This is a genomic window from Bacillota bacterium, assembly GCA_013177945.1.
Lineage (GTDB): Bacteria > Bacillota > DSM-12270 > Thermacetogeniales > Thermacetogeniaceae > Ch130.
In genome coordinates, this window is sequence record JABLXW010000016.1 from 55,130 (window position 1) to 75,463 (window position 20,334).

Annotated in this window: 21 protein-coding genes and 1 riboswitch; all 21 genes read left to right on the plus strand. The window is 58.4% G+C overall.

The genetic code is table 11. From position 1 onward, the window contains the following. Nucleotides 1–106 precede the first annotated feature (106 nt). On the plus strand, nucleotides 107–673 hold the full coding sequence (locus HPY58_11110) for a DedA family protein (protein NPV30175.1): 567 nt from the start codon (nucleotides 107–109) through the stop codon (nucleotides 671–673). Nucleotides 674–751: 78 nt separating this feature from the next. Further along, complete coding sequence (locus tag HPY58_11115) at nucleotides 752–1,597, plus strand: hypothetical protein (protein NPV30176.1); 846 nt, start codon at nucleotides 752–754, stop codon at nucleotides 1,595–1,597. An 82-nt stretch (nucleotides 1,598–1,679) separates the two neighbouring features. Next, on the plus strand, nucleotides 1,680–2,738 hold the full coding sequence (locus tag HPY58_11120; GenBank protein ID NPV30177.1) for an HlyD family efflux transporter periplasmic adaptor subunit: 1,059 nt from the start codon (nucleotides 1,680–1,682) through the stop codon (nucleotides 2,736–2,738). Nucleotides 2,739–2,803: 65 nt separating this feature from the next. After that, complete coding sequence (locus HPY58_11125) at nucleotides 2,804–3,787, plus strand: ABC transporter ATP-binding protein (GenBank protein ID NPV30178.1); 984 nt, start codon at nucleotides 2,804–2,806, stop codon at nucleotides 3,785–3,787. Beyond that, nucleotides 3,765–4,571 (plus strand): ABC transporter ATP-binding protein, encoded by an 807-nt coding sequence (locus HPY58_11130; GenBank protein ID NPV30179.1) that lies wholly within the window; start codon nucleotides 3,765–3,767, stop codon nucleotides 4,569–4,571. The genes HPY58_11125 and HPY58_11130 overlap by 23 nt, the downstream gene beginning before the upstream one ends. A gap of 6 nt (nucleotides 4,572–4,577) precedes the next feature. Then, the gene (locus HPY58_11135) at nucleotides 4,578–5,702 is read left to right on the plus strand and encodes an ABC transporter permease (GenBank protein NPV30180.1); all 1,125 of its coding nucleotides are present in this window, start codon (nucleotides 4,578–4,580) and stop codon (nucleotides 5,700–5,702) included. A 135-nt stretch (nucleotides 5,703–5,837) separates the two neighbouring features. Then, complete coding sequence (locus tag HPY58_11140) at nucleotides 5,838–6,146, plus strand: metal-sensitive transcriptional regulator (GenBank protein NPV30181.1); 309 nt, start codon at nucleotides 5,838–5,840, stop codon at nucleotides 6,144–6,146. A gap of 73 nt (nucleotides 6,147–6,219) precedes the next feature. Continuing rightward, nucleotides 6,220–6,573: a hypothetical protein gene (locus tag HPY58_11145; GenBank protein ID NPV30182.1), complete on the plus strand. Its 354-nt coding sequence runs from the start codon at nucleotides 6,220–6,222 to the stop codon at nucleotides 6,571–6,573. A gap of 75 nt (nucleotides 6,574–6,648) precedes the next feature. Next, nucleotides 6,649–9,000 carry a copper-translocating P-type ATPase gene (locus HPY58_11150; GenBank protein NPV30183.1) on the plus strand — a complete coding sequence of 784 codons (2,352 nt, stop codon included), beginning with the start codon at nucleotides 6,649–6,651 and terminating at the stop codon, nucleotides 8,998–9,000. Nucleotides 9,001–9,059: 59 nt separating this feature from the next. Beyond that, nucleotides 9,060–9,692, plus strand: a complete 633-nt coding sequence (locus HPY58_11155) for an isoprenylcysteine carboxylmethyltransferase family protein (protein ID NPV30184.1) — start codon at nucleotides 9,060–9,062, stop codon at nucleotides 9,690–9,692. Between the two features lie 3 nt (nucleotides 9,693–9,695). Then, nucleotides 9,696–9,893, plus strand: coding sequence for a hypothetical protein (locus tag HPY58_11160; GenBank protein NPV30185.1), 198 nt, complete (start codon nucleotides 9,696–9,698; stop codon nucleotides 9,891–9,893). Nucleotides 9,894–10,048: 155 nt separating this feature from the next. Continuing rightward, a riboswitch (SAM riboswitch) is annotated at nucleotides 10,049–10,179 on the plus strand. A 770-nt stretch (nucleotides 10,180–10,949) separates the two neighbouring features. Then, nucleotides 10,950–12,218: a group II intron reverse transcriptase/maturase gene (gene ltrA / locus HPY58_11165; GenBank protein ID NPV30186.1), complete on the plus strand. Its 1,269-nt coding sequence runs from the start codon at nucleotides 10,950–10,952 to the stop codon at nucleotides 12,216–12,218. Between the two features lie 101 nt (nucleotides 12,219–12,319). Next, nucleotides 12,320–13,564 (plus strand): homoserine O-acetyltransferase, encoded by a 1,245-nt coding sequence (locus tag HPY58_11170; GenBank protein NPV30187.1) that lies wholly within the window; start codon nucleotides 12,320–12,322, stop codon nucleotides 13,562–13,564. After that, nucleotides 13,561–14,169, plus strand: coding sequence for a methionine biosynthesis protein MetW (metW, locus tag HPY58_11175; GenBank protein ID NPV30188.1), 609 nt, complete (start codon nucleotides 13,561–13,563; stop codon nucleotides 14,167–14,169). The genes HPY58_11170 and metW overlap by 4 nt, the downstream gene beginning before the upstream one ends. Before the next feature lie 330 nt (nucleotides 14,170–14,499). Continuing rightward, on the plus strand, nucleotides 14,500–14,613 hold the full coding sequence (locus HPY58_11180; protein ID NPV30189.1) for a YezD family protein: 114 nt from the start codon (nucleotides 14,500–14,502) through the stop codon (nucleotides 14,611–14,613). A gap of 147 nt (nucleotides 14,614–14,760) precedes the next feature. After that, entirely contained in the window at nucleotides 14,761–15,744 is a 984-nt protein-coding gene (gene cysK, locus HPY58_11185; protein NPV30190.1) for a cysteine synthase A, read from the plus strand. A gap of 22 nt (nucleotides 15,745–15,766) precedes the next feature. Beyond that, on the plus strand, nucleotides 15,767–16,594 hold the full coding sequence (locus tag HPY58_11190) for an ABC transporter permease subunit (protein NPV30191.1): 828 nt from the start codon (nucleotides 15,767–15,769) through the stop codon (nucleotides 16,592–16,594). Nucleotides 16,595–16,820: 226 nt separating this feature from the next. Further along, the gene (locus tag HPY58_11195; protein ID NPV30192.1) at nucleotides 16,821–17,264 is read left to right on the plus strand and encodes a permease; all 444 of its coding nucleotides are present in this window, start codon (nucleotides 16,821–16,823) and stop codon (nucleotides 17,262–17,264) included. A 153-nt stretch (nucleotides 17,265–17,417) separates the two neighbouring features. Then, entirely contained in the window at nucleotides 17,418–18,215 is a 798-nt protein-coding gene (locus tag HPY58_11200; GenBank protein ID NPV30193.1) for an ABC transporter ATP-binding protein, read from the plus strand. Nucleotides 18,216–18,338: 123 nt separating this feature from the next. Next, the gene (locus tag HPY58_11205) at nucleotides 18,339–19,358 is read left to right on the plus strand and encodes an ABC transporter substrate-binding protein (protein NPV30194.1); all 1,020 of its coding nucleotides are present in this window, start codon (nucleotides 18,339–18,341) and stop codon (nucleotides 19,356–19,358) included. Between the two features lie 27 nt (nucleotides 19,359–19,385). Further along, nucleotides 19,386–20,309, plus strand: a complete 924-nt coding sequence (gene cysK, locus HPY58_11210) for a cysteine synthase A (protein NPV30195.1) — start codon at nucleotides 19,386–19,388, stop codon at nucleotides 20,307–20,309. The last annotated feature ends 25 nt before the right edge of the window (nucleotides 20,310–20,334 follow it).

Sequence of the window (20,334 nt, forward strand, 5' to 3'; positions counted from 1 at the left end):
ATTCTTCCGTTGAATGAAACACGGCTGCAGGGACCGTTTTCTCGAGCAGGGAAGCGGAAAGATCGGTCGAAGAATATAAACAGGTAGCTCGAGAAGGGAGAAGTTAATGGACGATCTGGTAGAGTTTCTGCTCCAGTACGGTTTGGCCGGATTGCTTGTGGTTGCTTTTGTTGAAGCCTCTTTCTTTCCGGTTCCTCCCGATGCCCTGCTGATTCCCCTGGTGCTTTTAAAGCCCGGGCGCGGCCTGTGGTACGCTTTCCTCTGCACCCTTGCCTCGGCCGCAGGGGGCCTCTTCGGGCATTTCCTGGGAAAACTGGCGGGACGCCCCCTGCTGGAGCACTATGTTCAGGGGAAGCGGCTTGCCCGGATCGAAGATCTTTTTCAGAAGTACGGGGGCTGGGCCGTGGCCTTCGCCGCCCTGACTCCGGTTCCCTACAAGGTCTTTACCATCGCGGCGGGGGTTTTTCTCGTAAGGCGGCGGATCGTTTTCGTGAGTTCTTTGCTGGGGCGGGGAGTGCGTTTTTTCTTTGAGGCGCTGGCTGTTGATCTGATGGGGCCCGCGGCGGTGGCCCTCCTGAAAAAGTATTCGGGGCCGGTTACCTTTGGCCTTGGGGTTTTGCTGGTGGGCGCGGCGGTGTGGTATACTTGGTACAGACAGAAACGCTCCAGGTGATTTTTAGAAGGGGAGAGGAGCAAGGCAAAAGCTTGACTCAGTGGTCTGAACTCTTTTAGTTAAAGGGGGGCCTTGCCGATGCCAGATGCGGCCCGGGACTTGCTTTCGACCGCTGAAGTCTGCCGGATTCTGGGGGTTACGCCGCGCGAGGTGCGCCGCCTTGCTGCGGAAGGCTATCTTGAAATCAAGCGCGTTGACCGCTGCAAGCACGGAATCCTGCCGTTTTTTTCTGAGAGGCAGGTGGAAGCTGTCCGGCGCCAGCTGCCCCGGATTTTAAGACAGTGGGAAGGGAGGGAGGGCGCCGAAAGGGGGGCGGCGGCCGCCTGGAAGCGGCTCAGGGAGTGGCGCTCCTGCCATCAAACTAAATTAAGAAAAGAAAGGTTTCTCAAAGCCCTGGAAGAGCTTCCGGAGAAGAGCGGTCTGCTCCTGCGTGCCGCCTATTACCTTTACCACCTCAACCACTATGCGAAGGCGGGGGAATCCTATCTTTACGATCTCAAGGAAAAAGTGCTGGCCTGTATGGCGGCTCATTTTGCGCCCGAAGATGGCTTGCGGTTGTACTTTATTCCCGGCCCCGCCCGGATTCGCCTCTGCCCTGCCTGCAGGCGCCGGGCGCGGAGTCAAAAGAAAACCTATCTGGAATACTGCCGTCTCACCGGAGGGTGCCCCTGCTGCCGCAGGGATGAAGATTACTACAGCCTGTACGAGTTTCTGATTGAGTCAGAGGAGCACCGCTTCTGCTTCCATACTCCTGCCCAGCTCGGCCGGAAATGGCTCAAAGGGATGGAGATCCCGGAGAAGGAGGGTTCGGAGCGGGAAGGCGGCTACCCTTTTGGGAGGCCGATTTTCCCAGGGGAGGCGGCAGCCGTAAACCTCGCCGAGGTGATCGAAGAACTCGAAAAGTTCCTCAAAAATTTTACCTGATAGAAAAGATTTTTCGGGGGCTTGACCGGAGCCGGTCAAGCCCGTTGGTGCGTGAGCCCAACACAAGGCAGGAGGGTGAACTGTGGCGGAAGAGAAGGATCAAGAGAGGCAGGGGTCGGGAAGGGGAGCCAGGCGGATTTTGGGAGTTATCCTGCTTTTCTTTTTCCTCGGGGGAGGGGGAGGGTTTGCCTGTCTTCGTTTTGGACCGAAGCTTCGGTCAAAAACGGGCAGTGCCGGCCTGATTTCTGCAAGCGGAACCATTGAAGCGACGGAAATCGATGTCTGCCCTGAGGTGGGGGGCCGGATCGTTTCCCTGCAGGTGGAGGCGGGCGAGCAGGTGAAGGCCGGACAGGTTATTGCAGTTCTGGATCAGGCTCAACTCCAGGCCCAGGTCGAGGGGGCAAGGGCAGCCCTCGCCCGCGCCCGGGCGCGTTTGGAGGATCTCGAGGCCGGGGCGCGGGAGGAGGAAAAAGGTGAAGCGGCAGCAGCTCTGGAGCAGGCGCGGGTGAGCCGCGAGCGCGCGGCGCGGGACTGGGAACGGGTGGCTGCGCTTTACGAGGCAGGAGCAGTTTCCGAACAGGAGCGCGACCGGGCCCGGACCGCTCTTGAGCTTGCCGAGGCGCAGCTGAAAGCGGCAGAGCAGCGCCTTGCTCTGGTGGAGGCCGGAGCGCGGCCCGGCGTCATTGCCCAGGCGCGCCAGGAGGTGCGCCAGGCGCAGGCCGCCCTTGCCCAGGCGGAGGCGGCTTTAAGCCGCACCGTGCTCCGGGCGCCTGTTAGCGGAACAGTTTTGCTGAAGAATTTCGAGGTCGGGGAAATCGCGGCGCCCGGTGTACCCGTCGTCACCCTTGCGGACCTCCGGCAGATGTGGCTGCGCCTGTACCTGCCCGAGCCTGATCTGGGGAGGGTGAAGCTGGGGGCGGAGGTTGAAGTCAGCGTAGATTCTTTTCCGAACCGGACTTTTCGGGGAAAAATCACCGAAATCTCCCAGCAGGCGGAGTTCACTCCCAAGTTTGTGCAGACAAAAAAGGAGCGGGTCAACCTGGTCTTTGCGGTGAAGGTGCTCGTTCCTAACCCTGAAGGGCTGCTGAAGCCCGGCATGCCGGCTGATGCCGTGATTCACACCGGCCTCAACGGTAGTTGAACTGCCCCTTAAGGCCGGGGCAGGATTTATGCTTGCCGGGTATAGCAGGAAACGGGAGGAAGGAATTGGGGGAAGCGGTTGTCATCACCCGCGATTTGCAGAAGGATTTCGGGAGCGTGAAAGCGCTCCGGGGCCTCGATCTTGAGGTCAGGCGGGGTGAAATTTGGGGTCTTATCGGGCCCGATGGGGCCGGTAAAACCACGGCTTTGCGCCTCCTGGCCGGCCTCTTTCCTCCGACCCGGGGAGAGGCTCTTGTTTTAGGGGCGCGGCTCACCCCCCTGGGCGCCGCGGCGCTGGAGCGGGCGCGGCACCGGATCGGCTACATGCCCCAGGGCCAGTGCTGCTACGGGGATTTAACAGTTTCCGAAAACCTGCACTTTTTCGGGCGGATTTACGGTGTCGGCAGCCCCGCCAGAAAAGAGCGGATCGATTTCCTGCTGGAGTTCACGGGCCTTGCTCCCTTCGCGAGGCGCCCGGCGGATCACCTTTCAGGTGGGATGCGCCAGAAGCTGGGCCTGGCCTGCAGCATTCTCCCTGAACCGGAGCTCTTGCTTCTGGATGAACCCACCACCGGCGTCGACCCTGCAGCCCGCCAGGATTTCTGGGATTTGCTCAGGGCTTTACGGCAGGAGCGGGAGCCGGCCGTTCTCATCGCCACCCCCTACATGGACGAGGCCGCCCGCTGCGATCAGATCGTGCTTTTGCACGAGGGGAGGGTCCTGGCGGTAGGGCCCCCGGCCTCCCTTGCCGGATTGCTGGAGGGAAAGATCCTGGAAGTGAAGGTGGCGCAGGGAGCGCAGATCTACCGCGCCCGGGAGGTGCTGGCCTCCCTGCCGGGCGTAAAAGATGCCAACCTTTTCGGCGACCATTTGCACCTGACAGTGGAGCAGATCCAGGAGGAAGAAGTGCAGGCTGCCCTGGCCGGGGCAGGGCTGCCCGATGCGGAAGTCCGGCAGGTTCCTCCCTCCTGCGAGGACATCTTTCTTTCCCTCCTGGCGCGCCGGGGAAATATGGTGGAAAGAGGGGATGGCAGTGACGGCCCTGGTTAAAAGCCGGGGAGAACAGGGGCTGCCGGAGGGGCGAGATAAGCAGGCGGTAATCGTCACCGAAAACCTCCTGAAAGCATTCGGGAGCTTCGTTGCCGTCGACCGGGTCAGCATCACGGTCCGGGCGGGGGAGGTTTTCGGGCTGCTGGGGCCGAACGGGGCGGGAAAGTCCACCCTGGTCCGGATGCTCTGCGGAATTCTTGCTCCTACGGCAGGAGGGGCGCACGTTCTGGGCTTCGACCTGAATTCAGAAGCCGAGCGGGTCAAGGCGCACATCGGCTACATGTCCCAGCGCTTCAGCCTCTACCAGGATCTGACAGGAGAGGAGAACCTGTTGTTTTACGCCGAGATTTACGGGGTTTCGGGGAGGCGGCGCAGCTTGCGGATCGCGGAGGTTGCGGCGCTGCTCGATCTGACGAAGTGGCTCCGCCTGCGGGTGGAGCATTTGCCTCGCGGCATCCGGCAGCGGCTCGCGCTGGGCTGCGCCCTCCTGCACGAACCCCCTCTTTTGTTCCTGGACGAACCCACCTCCGGGGTGGACCCCCGGGCGCGGCGCCTTTTCTGGGATATCATCCACCGTCTTGCCCAGGAAGGGGTGACGGTTTTAGTGACGACCCACTACATGGACGAGGCGGCTTACTGCCACAGGCTTGCTTTTATGTATGGAGGAAAGCTCCTGATCTGCGGAACGCCGGAGCAGGTAAAAGAGCGGTCAGGAGAGCAAAACCTGGAGGCGGCCTTTGTGAGGCTGGTGCGCGGCCAGGGGAATTTTACAGCCAGGGGGTAGATGTCCGTGCAAAGGGTGCTTCCGATTATTTACAAGGAACTGATCCAGATGCGGCGCGACCGGCTGACCCTCGCAATGATGCTCCTGCTTCCCGTAATCCAGCTTTTGCTTTTCGGGTTTGCCGTAAACACAGATGTCAAGCACCTCCCCACCGTGGTCTGGGACCAGTCCCGGAGCCGGGCAAGCAGGGAGATCCTTGATGCCTTCCAGCACTCCCAGTACTTCGACCTGCGCTACGCCGCCGGGAGCTACCGCGAGGTAACCGCCTGCCTGGACAGCGGGAGGGCGCGGGTGGGGATCATCTTCCCCCCGGACTTCGCCCGGAAGTTGAAGCGGGGTCAGAGCGCCCCGGTGCAGGTGCTCGTTGACGCTTCGGACCCGATGACGGCCACTTCTGCCATCAGCACTTCCCAGCTGATCGGGCAGTTGAAGTCCTTCGAGATCGTTGCCCGTACCCTCCCGGCGCGGAGTTCCGGCAGCGAAGCCCTTCCGGTTGATGTCCGGGTGCGCGCCTGGTACAACCCGGACCTCCTCTCGGTGAACTTTATGGTGCCGGGGCTCCTGGGGGTAATCCTGACCATCGCGATGGTCCTGTTTACCGCAATGGCCGTCGTCCGGGAACGGGAGCGGGGGACGCTGGAGCAGCTGATCGTCACTCCGGTCCGCCCTGCGGAACTGATGGTTGGAAAAATTTTACCCTACATGGCCGTTGCCCTGGTGATGATGACCCTTGCCCTGCTGGCGGGGGTGATCGTCTTCCGGGTTCCCATCAACGGGAGCATCGGGCTCCTTTACCTTCTTTCCCTTGTTTTCATGCTGGCCTGCTTAGGGATCGGCCTCCTTATTTCCACCGTTGCCAGAAACCAGCAGCAGGCGATGCAGATGGCCTTTTTCATCATTTTTCCTACCATCCTGCTCTCGGGGTTCGTCTTCCCCCGCGAGGCGATGCCCCCCTTCTTTTACGCGCTCGGCTACCTCGTTCCCGCCACCTACTTCCTTCAGATCCTGCGCGGGATCATTCTCAAAGGGATCGGGCTCAACTACCTCTGGCCCCAGGTGCTTTCCCTCCTGGTCTTCGGCCTCATTGTGAACCTCGTCAGCATCCTGCGCTTCCACAAAAGACTTTCCTGAAAAAACTTCTTGACACGGGGCGGTGCAATGTTTTATACTTCCCTCAAAGGTGAGTAAAAATATTTAAATACTTAGTTATCTTAAAAAACGATTTTTTAAAAAACTGCCGAGAATACCCTACTATGGTATAGTAGTATGGCAAAATTAAAAACGGCACGGGGAGGTGGGAGCTTGAATTCTTACGAACCTGTCAGGGATGAACTTCTGGAGAGATTGCGAAAAATCGAAGGGCAGGTCCGGGGCCTCCAGCGCATGGTCGAGGATGGTCGCTACTGCATTGATGTCCTGACGCAGCTTGCTGCCGCAAGGCAGGGCCTGAACCGCGTGGGCCTCCTCATTCTGGAGCGCCACCTGAAGGGGTGCGTCGTCAACGCCATCCGGGCGGGGGAGGAGGAAAGGGCGGTGAAAGAGCTTCACCAGGTTCTGCTCCGGTTTCTTCGTTGAGTTTGTAAAAAGATTAGGGGTGGCCCTTTTGAGGCGTCCTTTTGAAGGGAGAAAAAGCTAAGGAGGCAAAGAGATGCGGAAGGTTGGCTACCTGTTGCTTGGTTTCCTGTTTCTGGCAGGTGTGCTGGGAACCCTTTGGTTTCAGGCTAATGCCGGACCCCGGCCGGCAGAGGAAATTCCGGACCGGGCCCGGCTGGCTTCAAATCCCGGCTGGATAGAATCCCACCGGGAGATGATTCAGCAGTGTCACCCGGAGGCAAACGAAAAGTTCCTGCAGGAAATGGCGCAAGGCTGCCCTGCTTTCCAGGGCCCAGAGTCTTCGCCGGGGAATAAGCGGCAGCAGGAGAGGGGTAAAATGATGCAGAGATCGGGAATGTGGGAACTGCACCAGCAGCACCACGAAGGGGGAGTAGTCAGAAACCTTTAAGCCATTTGGGGCCACCTCTCTTTCATGTGTAGCCATTACGAAGGTTTTACACCTTACCCAACAGGAGGTTGGTTTATGGAGCGGGAATTAAGGGATGCTGCGCTAAGAGGCCCGACCGGGGGCCAGGGGCCCCCTCCGGAGCATCAAGAGAAAGGAGGGAAGGGACCGGCCCCGGAAGGGGAAACGAAGCGCCTTTACCTGACCGTCCGGGGGATGTCCTGCGCGGCCTGCGTGCGCAGGATTGAAAACGCCCTCCGGCAGACGCCCGGCGTTGTTCAGGCCTCCGTCAACTTTGCCGGGGAAAAGGCCGTCGTCGACTACGTTCCCGGGGTTGTCGCCCCGGAGGAACTGCGGTCCCTGGTGCAGGGTTTGGGGTACGAGGCCCTGCTGGACGAGGAACAGCCGCCGGACCATGAGGAGGCGGCGCGGGAAGGCGATCTTAAGAAACTGGGCCGGACGCTGCTCTTTGCCGCGGCTTTCACGGTGCCGGTGGTGCTGGGCAGCTTCCGGGAGTTTCTCCCCGGCATCCCTGCCTTGCTGGCCAACCCCTGGCTCCTGCTTCTCCTCACCACGCCCGTTCAGTTCGGAGCAGGGTGGCGTTTTTACCTGGGCGCCTGGTCGGCACTCAAGGCCCGCAGCGCCGACATGAACGTCCTCATCGCTACGGGTACGAGCGCCGCCTACCTGTACAGCCTCCTCATGACCGTGGCGCCTGGCTACTTTGAGGCGCGGGGGATGACCCCCGTGATTTACTACGATACGGCGGCGGTGATCATCACCCTGATCCTGCTGGGCCGGTATCTTGAGGCGCGGGCAAAGCGGCAGACCTCAGCGGCGATCAGGAAGTTGATGGGATTGCGGCCCAAGATGGCCAGGGTGGTGCGCGCCGGGAGGGAGGTGGAGGTCCCTGTAGAGGAGGTGGTTCCCGGCGATCTCGTGGTCGTCAGGCCCGGGGAAAAGGTCCCTGTGGATGGGGTGATTGTGGAAGGGCATTCCACCCTGGATGAGTCGATGCTGACAGGTGAAAGCGTTCCGGTGGAGAAGGGGCCGGGAGACGAAGTGATCGGGGCGACTTTGAACAGGACGGGAACCTTCCGGTTCCGCGCCACAAAGGTGGGAAGAGAAACGGTTCTCGCCCAGATTATCAGGCTGGTGGAGGAGGCCCAGGGATCAAAGCCCCCCATTCAGCGCCTTGCCGATGTGGTGGCGAGCTACTTCGTGCCGGCCGTTTTAGGCATCGCCGTCCTCACCTTCCTCGGCTGGTACTTTTTCGGGCCCGCCCCCTCCCTGCTCTACGCCCTGCTTAATTTCGTCGCAGTTCTGATCATCGCCTGCCCCTGCGCCCTGGGCCTGGCAACGCCCACTGCAGTGATGGTGGGCACGGGAAAGGGAGCCGAGTACGGAGTCCTGATCAAAAACGGGGAAAGCCTGGAGCTGGCCCACAGGCTGAGTACCATCGTTTTCGACAAAACGGGGACCCTGACCGAAGGGGAGCCGGTTGTGACCGATGTTATGGCGCGGGGAGCAGGGGAGCGGGACCTGCTGTTCTATGCCGCCGCTGCGGAGCAGGGCTCGGAGCACCCTCTGGGGGAGGCGGTGGTGCGCCACGCGCGGGAGCAGGCCGGCCTTGATCTTCCCGGCGCGGAAGATTTTGAGGCGATCCCCGGGCGGGGGGTGCGCGCCCTGGTTGCGGGGAAGGAGGTTCTCGTGGGAACTCCGGAACTCCTCGAGGGGAGGAAAGTAGTTCTAGGAGACCTGAAGCATGAAGGAGAAGTCCTCGCGGAGCAGGGAAAGACTCCCATGTATGTTGCGCTCGATGGGGTGTGCGTGGGGCTGATCGGTGTTGCCGACCGGCTCAAGCCCACCTCGCGGCGCGCCATCGCCGCCCTGCACCAGATGGGCCTGGAGACGGTGATGATCACCGGGGACCACGCCCGCACTGCGGCGGCCATTGCCCGGGAAGCCGGCATCACCCGGTTCCGGGCGCGCGTCCTGCCGGGGGACAAGGCAGCAGAGATCAAGAAACTGCAGGAAGAGGGGCGGATTGTGGGAATGGTGGGCGACGGGATCAACGACGCCCCGGCGCTTGCCCAGGCCGATGTCGGAATCGCCCTGGGAACCGGCACCGATGTGGCGATGGCCTCCTCAGACATCACCCTGATCACCGGCGACCTGCTGGGGGTGGTTACGGCACTCCAGCTGAGCAGGAGAACGATCAGGACGATCAAGCAGAACCTTTTCTGGGCTTTTATCTACAACATCATCGGAATTCCCGTTGCCGCGGGGGTGCTTTACCCGTTTTTCGGGGTCCTGCTCAACCCGATGATTGCGGCGCTGGCGATGGCATTCAGTTCTGTCTCCGTTGTTACCAACTCCTTGCGCCTGCGCTCATTCAGGCCGCGCTTTCCCCGGCTGCCGGAGGGCTGAAGAACGAAAAAATTGATGGGAGAGGTGAATCTGTCTTGAGTACCACCTATGATTACGGAATGTGGAGTCTTGTTTTCTTCAACAGCGCCCTCTTTTTGCTCTTTGTGTTTGCTTTCCTCCACCCCCGGAAGAAGCGAGAGTGGCGCTCTCTGGGGGTCGCCGCTGCCTTTATCGTCGCGCTTTTTACGGAAATGTACGGCTTTCCTTTAACAGTTTACATTTTAACCGGGGTTTTAGGTGCTAAGTATCCTGCTTTGCAACCTTTTTCCCACGCCCGGGGGCACCTCCTGGCCACTTTGTTTTTAGGTGAAAAGTGGACGCTTGTCGTTTGCCAGCTTGGGAACCTTTTCATGCTGGGCGGCATGGCGCTTGTGGCTGCAGGGTGGTGGCGAATTTACCGCGCCCAGGGAGGACTGGTCACCGGGGGGATCTATCGCTACCTGCGGCACCCCCAGTATCTCGGGTTGATCATTTTTGCAGCGGGCCTCATCGTCCAGTGGCCGACCATTGCTGGCCTGCTGATGTTCCCGCTGGTGGTTCTTGCCTATGTGCGTTTGGCCGGCAGGGAGGAAAAGGAACTGGAAAGAGAGTTTGGGGAGGCTTACCTTTTCTATAAAGAGAGAACCCCGGCCTTTCTTCCTTTCTTGAGGCGCTCCGCACTCAATTCGTACAGTTCGTGCAGGGAGGTGTGAAAGGTGGAGAAGTGGATCTGGCTGATCGCTTTGGGTGCGTTGTTCCTTTTGATGTTCTGGCGCGGCGGCTGCTGCGGTCACATGGGGTCCTCCCGGCGAAACAAGGAAACCTCTGCTGCCGAAGGGGATGCTCCCGGCCGGAACGAGGAGAACCCTCGGTCGCATGACTCTCTGCGCTCCAGGGGCGGTTCCTGCCACTAAGATAGCTGGTGGGCATAACCGTTCTTGCCGGCCTTGCCTCACTCCTTTTTGAGCCCCGGCTCTTTGGCCGGGGTTTTTTCAAAAAATTGTAGTTGACAAGGAGATGCGCAGCATATATATTTTGTAGTAAATCAATAAGATTAATCAGTTATATCTTCTTATCCAGAGAAGGGGAGGGAAGGGCCCGAGGAACCTTCGGCAACCATCCCGGCACCAGGAATGCCGGGAAAGGTGCCAATTCCCGCCGGGATGACCGGAAGACACCGGAAACCCGGAAAGATAAGAAGAGGAGTTGCCATACCGGCCCTCTTCTTATGCAAGAGGGCCTTTTCGTTCGCCCAACATGTCTGCTGAGCCGATGGGTTGAAAGAAACCCTGTCGCCTAACCAGCGGGAAGACAATCCGTAGGCAAGGGTGTCGCCGGTAACGGCGGGATCTGAAGGAAGCCGAAGGAAGAACATGGAACGTAGCGCAAGCGAACCGGGGTTGGCTTCTCAGGTGGGTAACCTTGCGAAAAGTGGGAAAGCCCGAAGGCTGGATGACCTGAGGAGTTTGGACGGACGGGTTCATGTTCAGGCAGGCAGGCTTAATTGGGGAAGCCCTGTATCATCCAGGCCAGACCTGGTAAGCTCGAACAAGCCGGGAGGCAAGGGAGAGAAGAAGTGGTGCAGGGTGGCAGATGAGTCCGTAGTAGTGATGAACCTTCAGCCAATGAAAGCCGGTAACGGACTGGAGGGTAAAACTGAAGGGACAGCATCCGAGAGATGCTGGGCCAAAGGAGCCAAAAGTTCCTCTGGTTGCGAAGGGACGAAGGCAAACCAAAGCGTGCGACCGCGGATCGAACGAACATGGGAGAAGACAACTGAGGCTGAGATGCCAAGGGGAACGGGGCATCCGGGGGTGACGAGCCGGCTGGAGCTTTCGTCCGCTCAGCAGATTATCGGAGCAGAGCGCGGTAGATTGCCTTAGAGCTAGAGACGCCGTGCGAACTTTGAGAAGGAACTGCAACCATGCGAGGGAGAGACGCAGGGAGTACGGCGAGATGCGGGAGAAGAGATGAAGTACTACAGCCTAATAGACAAAGTATACCGTATTGAGAACCTGAAGAAGGCATACGGTGCCGTCAAGGCGAACAATGGTGCTCCCGGGGTAGACGGGGAGACCGTGCGAGCCTTCGGCGAGAATCTAGACGATGAAATAGCCAAACTTCATCTTGAACTCAAGACCGGGACGTACAGACCAAGCCCAGTCCTGAGGGTGGAGATACCCAAGCCGGATGGAGGGAAGAGGCTGCTTGGGATACCTACCGTTAGGGACAGGGTAGTCCAGCAAGCACTGTTAAACGTACTTCAGCCAATCTTTGACCAAGACTTTCACCCGTCAAGCTATGGATACCGACCGGGGCGTTCCTGCCAGCAGGCAGTAGCCAAAGCCGAGAGGTTCATGAACCGGTATGGACTTACACATGTAGTAGACATGGACCTCTCCAAGTGCTTTGACCGTCTTGACCATGACCTAATTCTTCAGGGAGTGAACCGGAAAGTCAGCGATGGTTCTGTGCTGCGATTAATCCGGTTGTTCCTGGAGGCTGGCGTCATGAGGGACGGGGTCTTTGAAGGGACTGAAGTAGGGAGTCCACAAGGTGGTGTAATATCACCCCTTCTCACCAACATCTATCTGGACTATTTTGACCGGGCGATGAAAGAGAGGGGTATTCGCATAGTTCGCTATGCGGACGATATTCTCATCTTTGCCAGGACACCCCGGCAGGCGGAAAGGTACATGAAGACTGCCTATGAAATCCTTGAAGGCGAGCTCAAACTCGTTGTCAACAAGGAAAAGACGCGTATAACCAGCGTCTATGAGGGTGTAGCCTATCTTGGGTTTATCATCTACCCCAAGAATGTGGGCATTCACCCCAAGAAAATAAAGGCCTTCAAAGAGGCTATCCGCCAGCTGACGCCCCGGAACCATGGCATGAATGTGGAGGAAATGGTCAGGAGGCTTAACCCCATCCTGCGGGGGTGGATTAACTACTTCCGCATAGCGAACTGCAAGAGAGTACTTCGCGAGCTCATGGGATGGATACGTCGACGGCTCCGAATGAAGAAGATGCTGGAGTGGAAGACCTGGAAGGCGTTTCATAAAGCCCTTCGCCGTCGAGGTTACAAAGGGGAATTTGAGAAGATATCCATGCGAAGATGGAGAAACTCAGCCAGTCCTCTCGTTTCGATGGCTCTTCCAAACACCTGGTTTGACGAAATCGGTTTAGTTAACCTCGAGAGATATGAGGTTGGCATCTTGCATCGTTATTATGAAAGCTAACGACTGAGGTTTGCCAGGAGCCGTGTACGTGGCCCGTACGCACGGTTCTGTGAGAGGGACAGCGCTAGACTGATTACCTAGCGCTGCCCTACTCGATAATCTTGTCAAAAGTTCGAGGTGATCCCAGGGTGAGCGATCCGCTCAACGTTCTCGTCAAAAAGGCTCCCGATCAACATGATCCACCTGACTCTCTGCGTTCCGTAGGGTGGACCGTGCCGCATCGGGTGCGGCTTGCAGATGAAAAAAACCCCCTTCCCCTCGACTGCGGGAGAACCTTTGCTCCCGTTGATGTGGAGTACGAAGTTTACGGGGAGCTGAACCCCGCTCGGGACAACGCCATCCTGATCCTGCACGCCCTTTCGGGAGATGCTCATGCTGCAGGCTGGAGCGCCAGGGCCGACGAACTGGGCCGCCCCTGGCTTAAGAAAAGGCCCGGCTGGTGGGACGGGATGATCGGCCCGGGCAAGGCTTTTGATACCACGAAGTACTGCGTGATCTGTTCCAATCTTTTGGGAAGCTGCTACGGAACAACAGGCCCCGCTTCCATCGATCCCGAAACCGGGCGGCCCTACGGCCTCCGCTTTCCTGTAGTAACCGTGGGAGACTGGGTCCGGCTGCAGGAGCGCCTGGTCAGTTATCTCGGCATCACGCGCCTGCGCGCGGTGGCAGGAGGTTCCCTGGGCGGGCAGCAGGCCCTGGAGTGGGCGCTTGCCTACCCGGAGCGCGTGGAATCGGCTCTGATCATTGCTTCTGCGGCCCGCCTGAGCGACCAGGGGCTTGCCTTCAACGCCGTTGCCAGGCACGCGATCACTACCGATCCCAATTTTCAAGACGGCGACTACTACGGGAAGGCGACGCCGGACCGGGGGCTTGCAGCCGCCCGGATGCTCGGCCATATCACCTACCTTTCGGAGGTTTCGATGCGCTGGAAATTCGGCCGCAGGTTTTGCAACGGGGAGGGCCCCGGGTTTCACCTGGGCGTGGATTTCGAGGTTGAGAGCTATCTCCGGCATCAGGGAGAGGCCTTTGTGGAGAGATTTGACGCCAACAGCTACCTTTACATCACCCGGGCGATGGACTACTATGATGCCGCGAACTGGGGGGAGGGGGACCTGGATCGGGCCTGCAGCAGGATTCAAAGCAGATTGCTCCTGGTTTCTTTTTCCTCCGATTGGCTTTATCCACCGGAGCAGATGAAGGAACTGGCGCTTGCCCTGACCCGTAGCAGGAAGCGGGTGAGTTATGTCAATATTCCATCCACCTACGGGCATGATGCCTTCCTCCTTGAGGTCGAGAAGCTCTCCTGCCTGGTCCGCTCCTTTCTGGAAGGGGGGAGGCTCGCGTGAACGGAAACGGAAAACACCGCTGGGATCACGAGGCCATTTTTGATCTTATCCCCGAGGGGTCCTCTGTCCTCGACCTGGGCTGCGGGGATGGGGAACTCCTCGCAAGGCTGATGGCAGAGAAGAAAGTCGAGGGGCTGGGAATTGAAAAGGATTTTCACCGGGTGGCAGGAGCCATCGCCAGGGGGGTTCCCGTCCTGCATTTGGATCTGGACGAGGGGCTGACAGGCTTGCCGGACGGTTTTTTTGATTTTGTGGTTTTGGAGAAAACCCTGCAGGAGGTCAACAAACCCCTCTTTGTTCTTGAGGAAATGCTCCGGGTTGGAAGGGCCGGGGTGATCAGTTTCCCGAACTTCGGACACTGGCATGTCGTTGCCTCGCTGATTTTAACGGGGAGAATGCCGGTGACGCCGGCCCTTCCCTACCAGTGGTATGAGACTCCAAACATCCACCTCTTCACGGTGAGAGATTTTCTCGATTGGGCGCGCTCCAGTCAGGTCCGGATAGAACGGGGGTTGTCTTGGGTCGAGGGAAGGGTTCTTCCTTTTTGCGAGGAGGATGCCGTAATTGCCGAGGAGGTTTTGTTTGTCGTCTCCCGTGCTTTGTAAGTCCAAGCTTTATTAAGAGGTGATGAGGGTGAAACTGGCAACACAGCTTAATTCCGATGGAAGTAAGGCGGCAGTTGGGAATAAATGAATGCCTGCTCAGGCTTTCTGTGGGACTAACGGGCATTTTAATTTCCGGCAAAATTTCTGTTATTTTTTTCTCAGCCCCTTGACACCTGCAATATTAATTGTTATATTGGTAAAAAAGTATAGTAAACCAAGTAACATACTAGGAATTCCTGAGTCGGGAAGGAGGGTGAGGCTGTGGGTGCGCGCCAGTTTTTTCTGGAGAAGGAAGGGGAAGATGTTAAATCCGTAGTACAGGCACCCTGGCTGAAAGGGCTTCTCTTGCTTTTAAAAGATCTCCGCTACGGAAGTGTGACCCTCGTGGTGCAGGACGGGAAAATAGTCCAAATGGAAAGAATTGAAAAAGTTCGCCTCTGTTGAGCAAACGAGAGGCTGACCGGACAACCGGAGGCCAGGCAAGTTTCTTGCCTGGCCTTTCGTTTCAAAATGGCATTTTCCGGGCATGGGATGGGGAGCACCGGACAGGAAGAGACTCAAAAAATTTTGAGAGAAGGAGTGGAAATGTTCATGCGCATTTATGAAAACCTGACGGAGCTGATTGGGGGTACACCCTTGCTGCGCCTGAAAACGCTTTCTCAGGGTACAGGTGCAGAGATCGCGGGAAAGCTGGAGTCCTTCAACCCTGCCGGCAGCGTCAAGGACCGGATCGGCTACGCCATGATCAAAGATGCCGAGGAGCGGGGATTGATTGACAAGGATACGGTGATCATCGAGCCCACCAGCGGGAACACGGGGATTGCCCTCGCCTTCGTCTGCGCCGCCAGGGGTTACCGCTTGATTCTCACGATGCCCGAGACAATGAGCATCGAGCGGCGCAACCTCCTGAAAGCATACGGGGCAGAACTGGTCCTGACACCCGGTGCAGAGGGAATGAAAGGAGCGGTCCGGAAGGCAGAAGAACTGGCGGCCCAGATCCCGAATTCCTTTATTCCCCAGCAGTTCCGGAATCCCGCGAATCCGGCCATCCACCGCGCCACCACGGCTCTCGAGATTTGGGAGGATACCGAAGGCCAGGTGGATCTTGTTGTGGGCGGAGTCGGCACGGGGGGAACGATTACCGGTGTCGCAGAAGTGCTGAAACCCCGCAAGGAGTCGTTGAAGATTGTTGCCGTCGAGCCGGCGGAGTCCCCCGTGCTCTCGGGAGGGAAGCCGGGGCCGCACCGCATCCAGGGGATCGGTGCGGGTTTTATCCCTGAGGTGCTCAACCTGTCCCTTGTTGATGAAATTATCCAGGTCCGCTACGAGGAGGCGGCTGCAACCAGCCGGATGCTGGCGCGCAGCCTCGGGCTGCTGGTCGGGGTTTCTTCAGGCGCGGCGGCCTTTGCAGCCCGGCTGGTGGCCCGGCGCCCCGAAAATCAAGGGAAGCTGATCGTAGTCATTCTCCCCGATACGGGGGAACGCTACTTGAGCACCACCCTCTTCCAGGAAGAGGAAAACATCAACCAGTTGCGGGGCGTGCTTAACCTGGCTGCCGTTCAGGCCCGGTGCTGAAACCAGGAGGAAGGTGATTTTAATGGAGGCAGTTTCGGGACGGATCGATCTCAGCCGGAGGCTGCTGCGGTTGCAAAAAGCCTTAAAAGAGCCCTGGGGGCGTCAGGTTCCTCTTCTTCTGGCGATACTGGTGCTCGTCTTGCTGTGGGATCTGCTTACAAGCAGGTTGCGCCTGCTTCCTCTCCCGTATTTTCCGGCCCCAGGTGAGATTCTATTCGAACTCTGGCGGGACCGCTCCCTGCTCGGCCTGAGCATCGTCCATTCCCTTCGTCTGCTTGGCCTGGGCTATCTTGCCGGAACTCTTGCGGGGCTTGGAACCGGCATCTTGATGGGCTGGTTCAGGCAGGGGGAATACTGGCTCCAGCCGGTGCTCCGCTTTATGGGCCCCATCCCCGCACCGGCGTGGATTCCCCTTGCAATGGTACTCTTTCCCAACAGCTTCTCCGCCAGCATTTTTCTCCTGGCGCTGAGCGCCTGGTTTCCCGTGACCATTCTCACCTGGTCGGGGGTGGCAGGTGTGAACAGGTCCTACCTGGAGGTGGCACGGACGCTGGGGGCCGGGGGGTGGGTTCTTTTGTGGAAAGTGGCGATTCCCGCGGCGCTTCCCTCGATTTTCGTCGGGCTTTTCATGGGGTTGGGGCTTTCCTTTGCAACCCTGGTTGTGGCTGAGATGCTCGGTGTGAAAGCGGGGCTGGGCTGGTACGTTCAGTGGGCTCAGGGGTGGGCCGAGTACGACAAGGTTTACGGAGCCCTTCTGATCATGGCACTGCTTTTTTCAACACTCTTAACTGTTATTTTCCGCTTCCGGGATCGCTTTCTGGCCTGGCAGCGGGGACTGATCAGGTGGTAGGAGGGGGCTGTATATTCCACTTCCTGCCGCTGGTGGCAGCCTTTGTGGGGGCCGACAACGCGGCGGTCCTGCCGGCCCTGTTGCCGATACTCCCGGAAATCAATGAGTCAGGTTTTGGGGTGCCCGGGAATTTATGTTATGGAATGGAGGAAGGAGGTAATTTATGCCACCACAGATGATGGGCCAGATGATGAACGAGATGGTGAAGCAGGCGATGAGCCAGCAGATGACCCACTACATGGAACTGCTGGCAACAAATCAACCGTGGAACCTGATCATCTTCATGGCCATCCCTGTGATCTTGGCCGAGACCCTTACGGTGACCGAATTTTTTGTGGTTTTCCGCCGGCTGCACGAAGGTCCGCTCCGCCACTTTAACCGGTGGGTGGGGATTATCCTGGGCTTCTATTTTCTTGGGATTTTCCTGTACCTGACGACGAAAGTGGTGCCGGGAATTGAGTGGCGCGGGTTGGTGGACATCCTGGCGGTAGGGTTTTATTTGAGCGGCGTGATTTTCCTCTTCGGAATCGCCCTTTTGGAGCTGGGAATCCTGGGCAGGCACCGGGATCTTGAGGGCAAGATGCAGCTGCACTTTACCCTCTTGATCGGTTTCCTCATCGTTGCCCATATCGCCATGATCTTCGGAATGATGAATCCGTCTCTGCTCTAAGCCAGGAGGGGCCGGGCACCCCCTTTTCTTGAGAAACGGTGCAGTTTTTGGGGCAGCGCCCCCCGGAAGCAACGCCGGTTTGCCCTTTAACTGAAAAGAGCGTTGAAGTTTAGGGGGAAACCCTGAATTACCCCAGAGAATGGAGGAATAAAAGTGCAGGCAAAAAAAGGGGGAGGAGATATTCTTCTGCAAAATGTGACCAAGGTTTTTCCAGACGGGAGCGGCCAGGAGATACCCGTCCTGGCCGGAATCAACCTGGAGGTCGGGGCCGGAAGTTTTGTTTCTTTGCTCGGCCCCAGCGGTTGCGGAAAGTCAACCCTGCTCCGTTTGCTGGCGGGCCTTGAAAAACCAACCTCAGGCTCTCTCTATGTCAACGGCGAGGCGGTCCAGGGGCCCCATTACAGCCGGGGGCTTGTTTTCCAGGATCCAACCCTCTTCCCCTGGCTGACGGTGGAGGGGAATCTCACTTTCGGCCCCAGGGCGCGGGGGGAGCGTGTAAGTCCCGAGGTTGTGGAGGAGTTCCTCGAGCTGACCGGACTTAAAGAGTTTAGAAACATGTTTCCTTACCAGCTTTCGGGAGGGATGGCCCAGCGGGCGGCGCTGGCGCGGGTGCTGATCAACCGGCCCGTTGTACTCCTTCTCGACGAGCCTCTGGGGGCGCTTGATGCCTTGACGAGGATGCAGATGCAGGATGAGCTTTACCGCATCTGGCGCCTCCGGCGCACGACGGTCATTCTGGTGACCCACGATATTGATGAAGCAATTTACCTCAGCGAGCAGGTTGCAATCCTTACTCCCCGGCCGGCCCGGATCCAGAGCATACTGGATATTCCTTTGGGGTACCCCCGCGCCCGGGATCATCCGGATTTTTTCCGCCTGCGCAGCCAGATCTTAAGGCTGCTTCATTTGAACCGCGATGAAGAGGAGGGAGAGTTGACTTATGCCATCTAGTTTACCGGTGCAGCTTAACCGGTGCAGGCAGTTGTTGGAGGAGGTGAGTTGTCGAGTTTAGCTGAATTTATTTTACCGGAGCAAGCCGTTCTTATGAAAAGCATTGGAAAAGGGGGAGTTTCCGTGAAAAAGAGGGCGGCAGCCGTAATCCTGGTGGTTGCCTTGCTGGCGCTGCTCGTTTCCGGGCTGGCTGGGTGCGGCCGGAAGACGGAGAGCCAGAAGCAAGAGGACAGCGGAAGCACAGGTCAGGTCAGAACTGTAAAAATAGGCAGCGCCGGTGCGCTTTGCTATGCGCCTATTTACGTTGCCGCAGAGAAAGGTTTTTTTGAAAAGGAAGGCTTAAGTGCCGAGGTTGTCAGAACCGATTTTGAGCACATCAGGGAGGGTCTTGCTACCGGGAAAATCGATGCAACTCTGGGGCTCTTCCATAAATGGATCAAACCTGTCGAGCAGGGGACAGATATCAAGTTTACAGCTGGATTACATACCGGTTGCATTCAAGTTGTGGCGGGAAATAATAGCGGGATTACAAAAGTGGAAGACCTTCGCGGGAAACGGATCGGGGTTGATGCCATCGGCGCGGGCCCCATGAACTTCCTTGCCGTTGCTCTAACCCGGGCAGGAATTGACTGGAAGCGCGACGTGACCTGGAAAGCATACCCCCCCGATCAGTTGGAAACGGCACTGGATAAGGGGGAAATTGATGCTGTGGCGATTGCCGACCCGTGGGGACAGTTGATCCTCGACAAGAATAAAGGCCGACTGGTTATCAGCCTTTCGGAGACCAAGCCCTATGCCGACGAGTACTGCTGCTATGTTGCTGTGAGCGGGAAGTTGATTAAAAAGGATCCGGAGGCTGCGGCAGCCCTTACCCGGGCCTTGATGAAGGCAACTCTTTGGGTAAATGAGCACCGCGAGGAAGCGGCGCAACTGAGTGTGGAGAAGAAGTACACGGGAGGCACCGCGGCCGGGAACGCGAAGCTGCTGGCCAAGTACCGGTACGTCCCCGGGATCAAATCGGCCCAGAGAGATCTCTTCCAGGGGATTAAGAACCTCAAAGCTGCGGGTGTCCTTGAAACCCGGGAGCCCGTAGCCCTGGCAGAAAGGATCTTCGTTTCTGTAACCGACGACATAAAGAAGTAATTTAGAGTGATTTGGGAGGTTTTTGCGGTGCGAATTGCGCGCACGGTGGAAGAACTGATCGGAAGAACTCCTCTTGTTCAGCTGAACCGTTTAGCCAGGGAATCTCTCGGCAGGGTGGTCGTCAAGCTGGAAAGCTTTAACCCGGGCGGGAGCGTGAAGGACCGCATCTGCTTGAGCATGATCGAGAAAGCGGAGCGCGAGGGGATCATTGCTCCCGGTAGAACGACCATTATCGAACCTACGGGCGGCAACACCGGCATCGGCCTGGCTATGATCGGCGCGGTTCGCGGGTACCGGGTGATTCTGACCATGCCCGAGAGCATGAGCGTCGAGAGGGTCAGGCTGTTTCGGGCTTACGGCGCGGAGGTGGTATTAACTCCTGCTGAGGAGCTGATTCCCGGGGCGGTGCGCAAGGCCGAGGAACTGGCAAAGGAAATACCCGGTGCCTGGATTCCGAACCAGTTTGCCAACGAGGCCAATCCCGACATCCATTCAGAAACAACGGCAATGGAAATCTGGCGGGATACCGAGGGGAAGGTAGACATCGTTGTGGGAGGTCTGGGAACGGGAGGAACCGTTGTTGGTGTGGCGCGGAGGTTGAAGGAGATGCGGCCCGATATCAAAGTTGCAGGAGTGGAGCCCTTCCGCTGCCCGGTTTTCTCCGGAGGGAAGCCTGCCCGCCACAAGATTCAGGGCATCGGGCCCGGTTTCGTTCCTGCCGTTTTCGACCGGAAGGTGGTGGACGAGATCATTACCGTGAAGGACGAGGAGGCCTATGAAACATCCCGGCGCCTCGCCCGGGAAGAGGGCCTCCTCGTCGGAATCTCCTCTGGTGCGGTGGCCTTCGGGGCGCTCCAGATCAGCAGCCGCCCCGAGGCGCGGGGGAAGCTGATTGTAGCCATTCTCCCCGATACGGGAGAACGATACTTGAGCACCGATTTGTTCGATTGAGCCTGGTCAGGTAAATTCAAGAATC

Bases quoted from the DNA above. Each gene is read 5' to 3' on its own strand.
- HPY58_11140 (NPV30181.1), top strand. From the start codon at position 5,838: ATGGCAAAATTAAAAACGGCACGGGGAGGTGGGAGCTTGAATTCTTAC.
- HPY58_11115 (NPV30176.1), top strand. From the start codon at position 752: ATGCCAGATGCGGCCCGGGACTTGCTTTCGACCGCTGAAGTCTGCCGG.
- ltrA (NPV30186.1), top strand. From the start codon at position 10,950: ATGAAGTACTACAGCCTAATAGACAAAGTATACCGTATTGAGAACCTG.
- HPY58_11190 (NPV30191.1), top strand. From the start codon at position 15,767: ATGGAGGCAGTTTCGGGACGGATCGATCTCAGCCGGAGGCTGCTGCGG.
- HPY58_11150 (NPV30183.1), top strand. From the start codon at position 6,649: ATGGAGCGGGAATTAAGGGATGCTGCGCTAAGAGGCCCGACCGGGGGC.
- cysK (NPV30190.1), top strand. From the start codon at position 14,761: ATGCGCATTTATGAAAACCTGACGGAGCTGATTGGGGGTACACCCTTG.
- HPY58_11155 (NPV30184.1), top strand. From the start codon at position 9,060: ATGTGGAGTCTTGTTTTCTTCAACAGCGCCCTCTTTTTGCTCTTTGTG.
- HPY58_11110 (NPV30175.1), top strand. From the start codon at position 107: ATGGACGATCTGGTAGAGTTTCTGCTCCAGTACGGTTTGGCCGGATTG.
- HPY58_11195 (NPV30192.1), top strand. From the start codon at position 16,821: ATGACCCACTACATGGAACTGCTGGCAACAAATCAACCGTGGAACCTG.
- HPY58_11130 (NPV30179.1), top strand. From the start codon at position 3,765: ATGGCAGTGACGGCCCTGGTTAAAAGCCGGGGAGAACAGGGGCTGCCG.
- HPY58_11145 (NPV30182.1), top strand. From the start codon at position 6,220: ATGCGGAAGGTTGGCTACCTGTTGCTTGGTTTCCTGTTTCTGGCAGGT.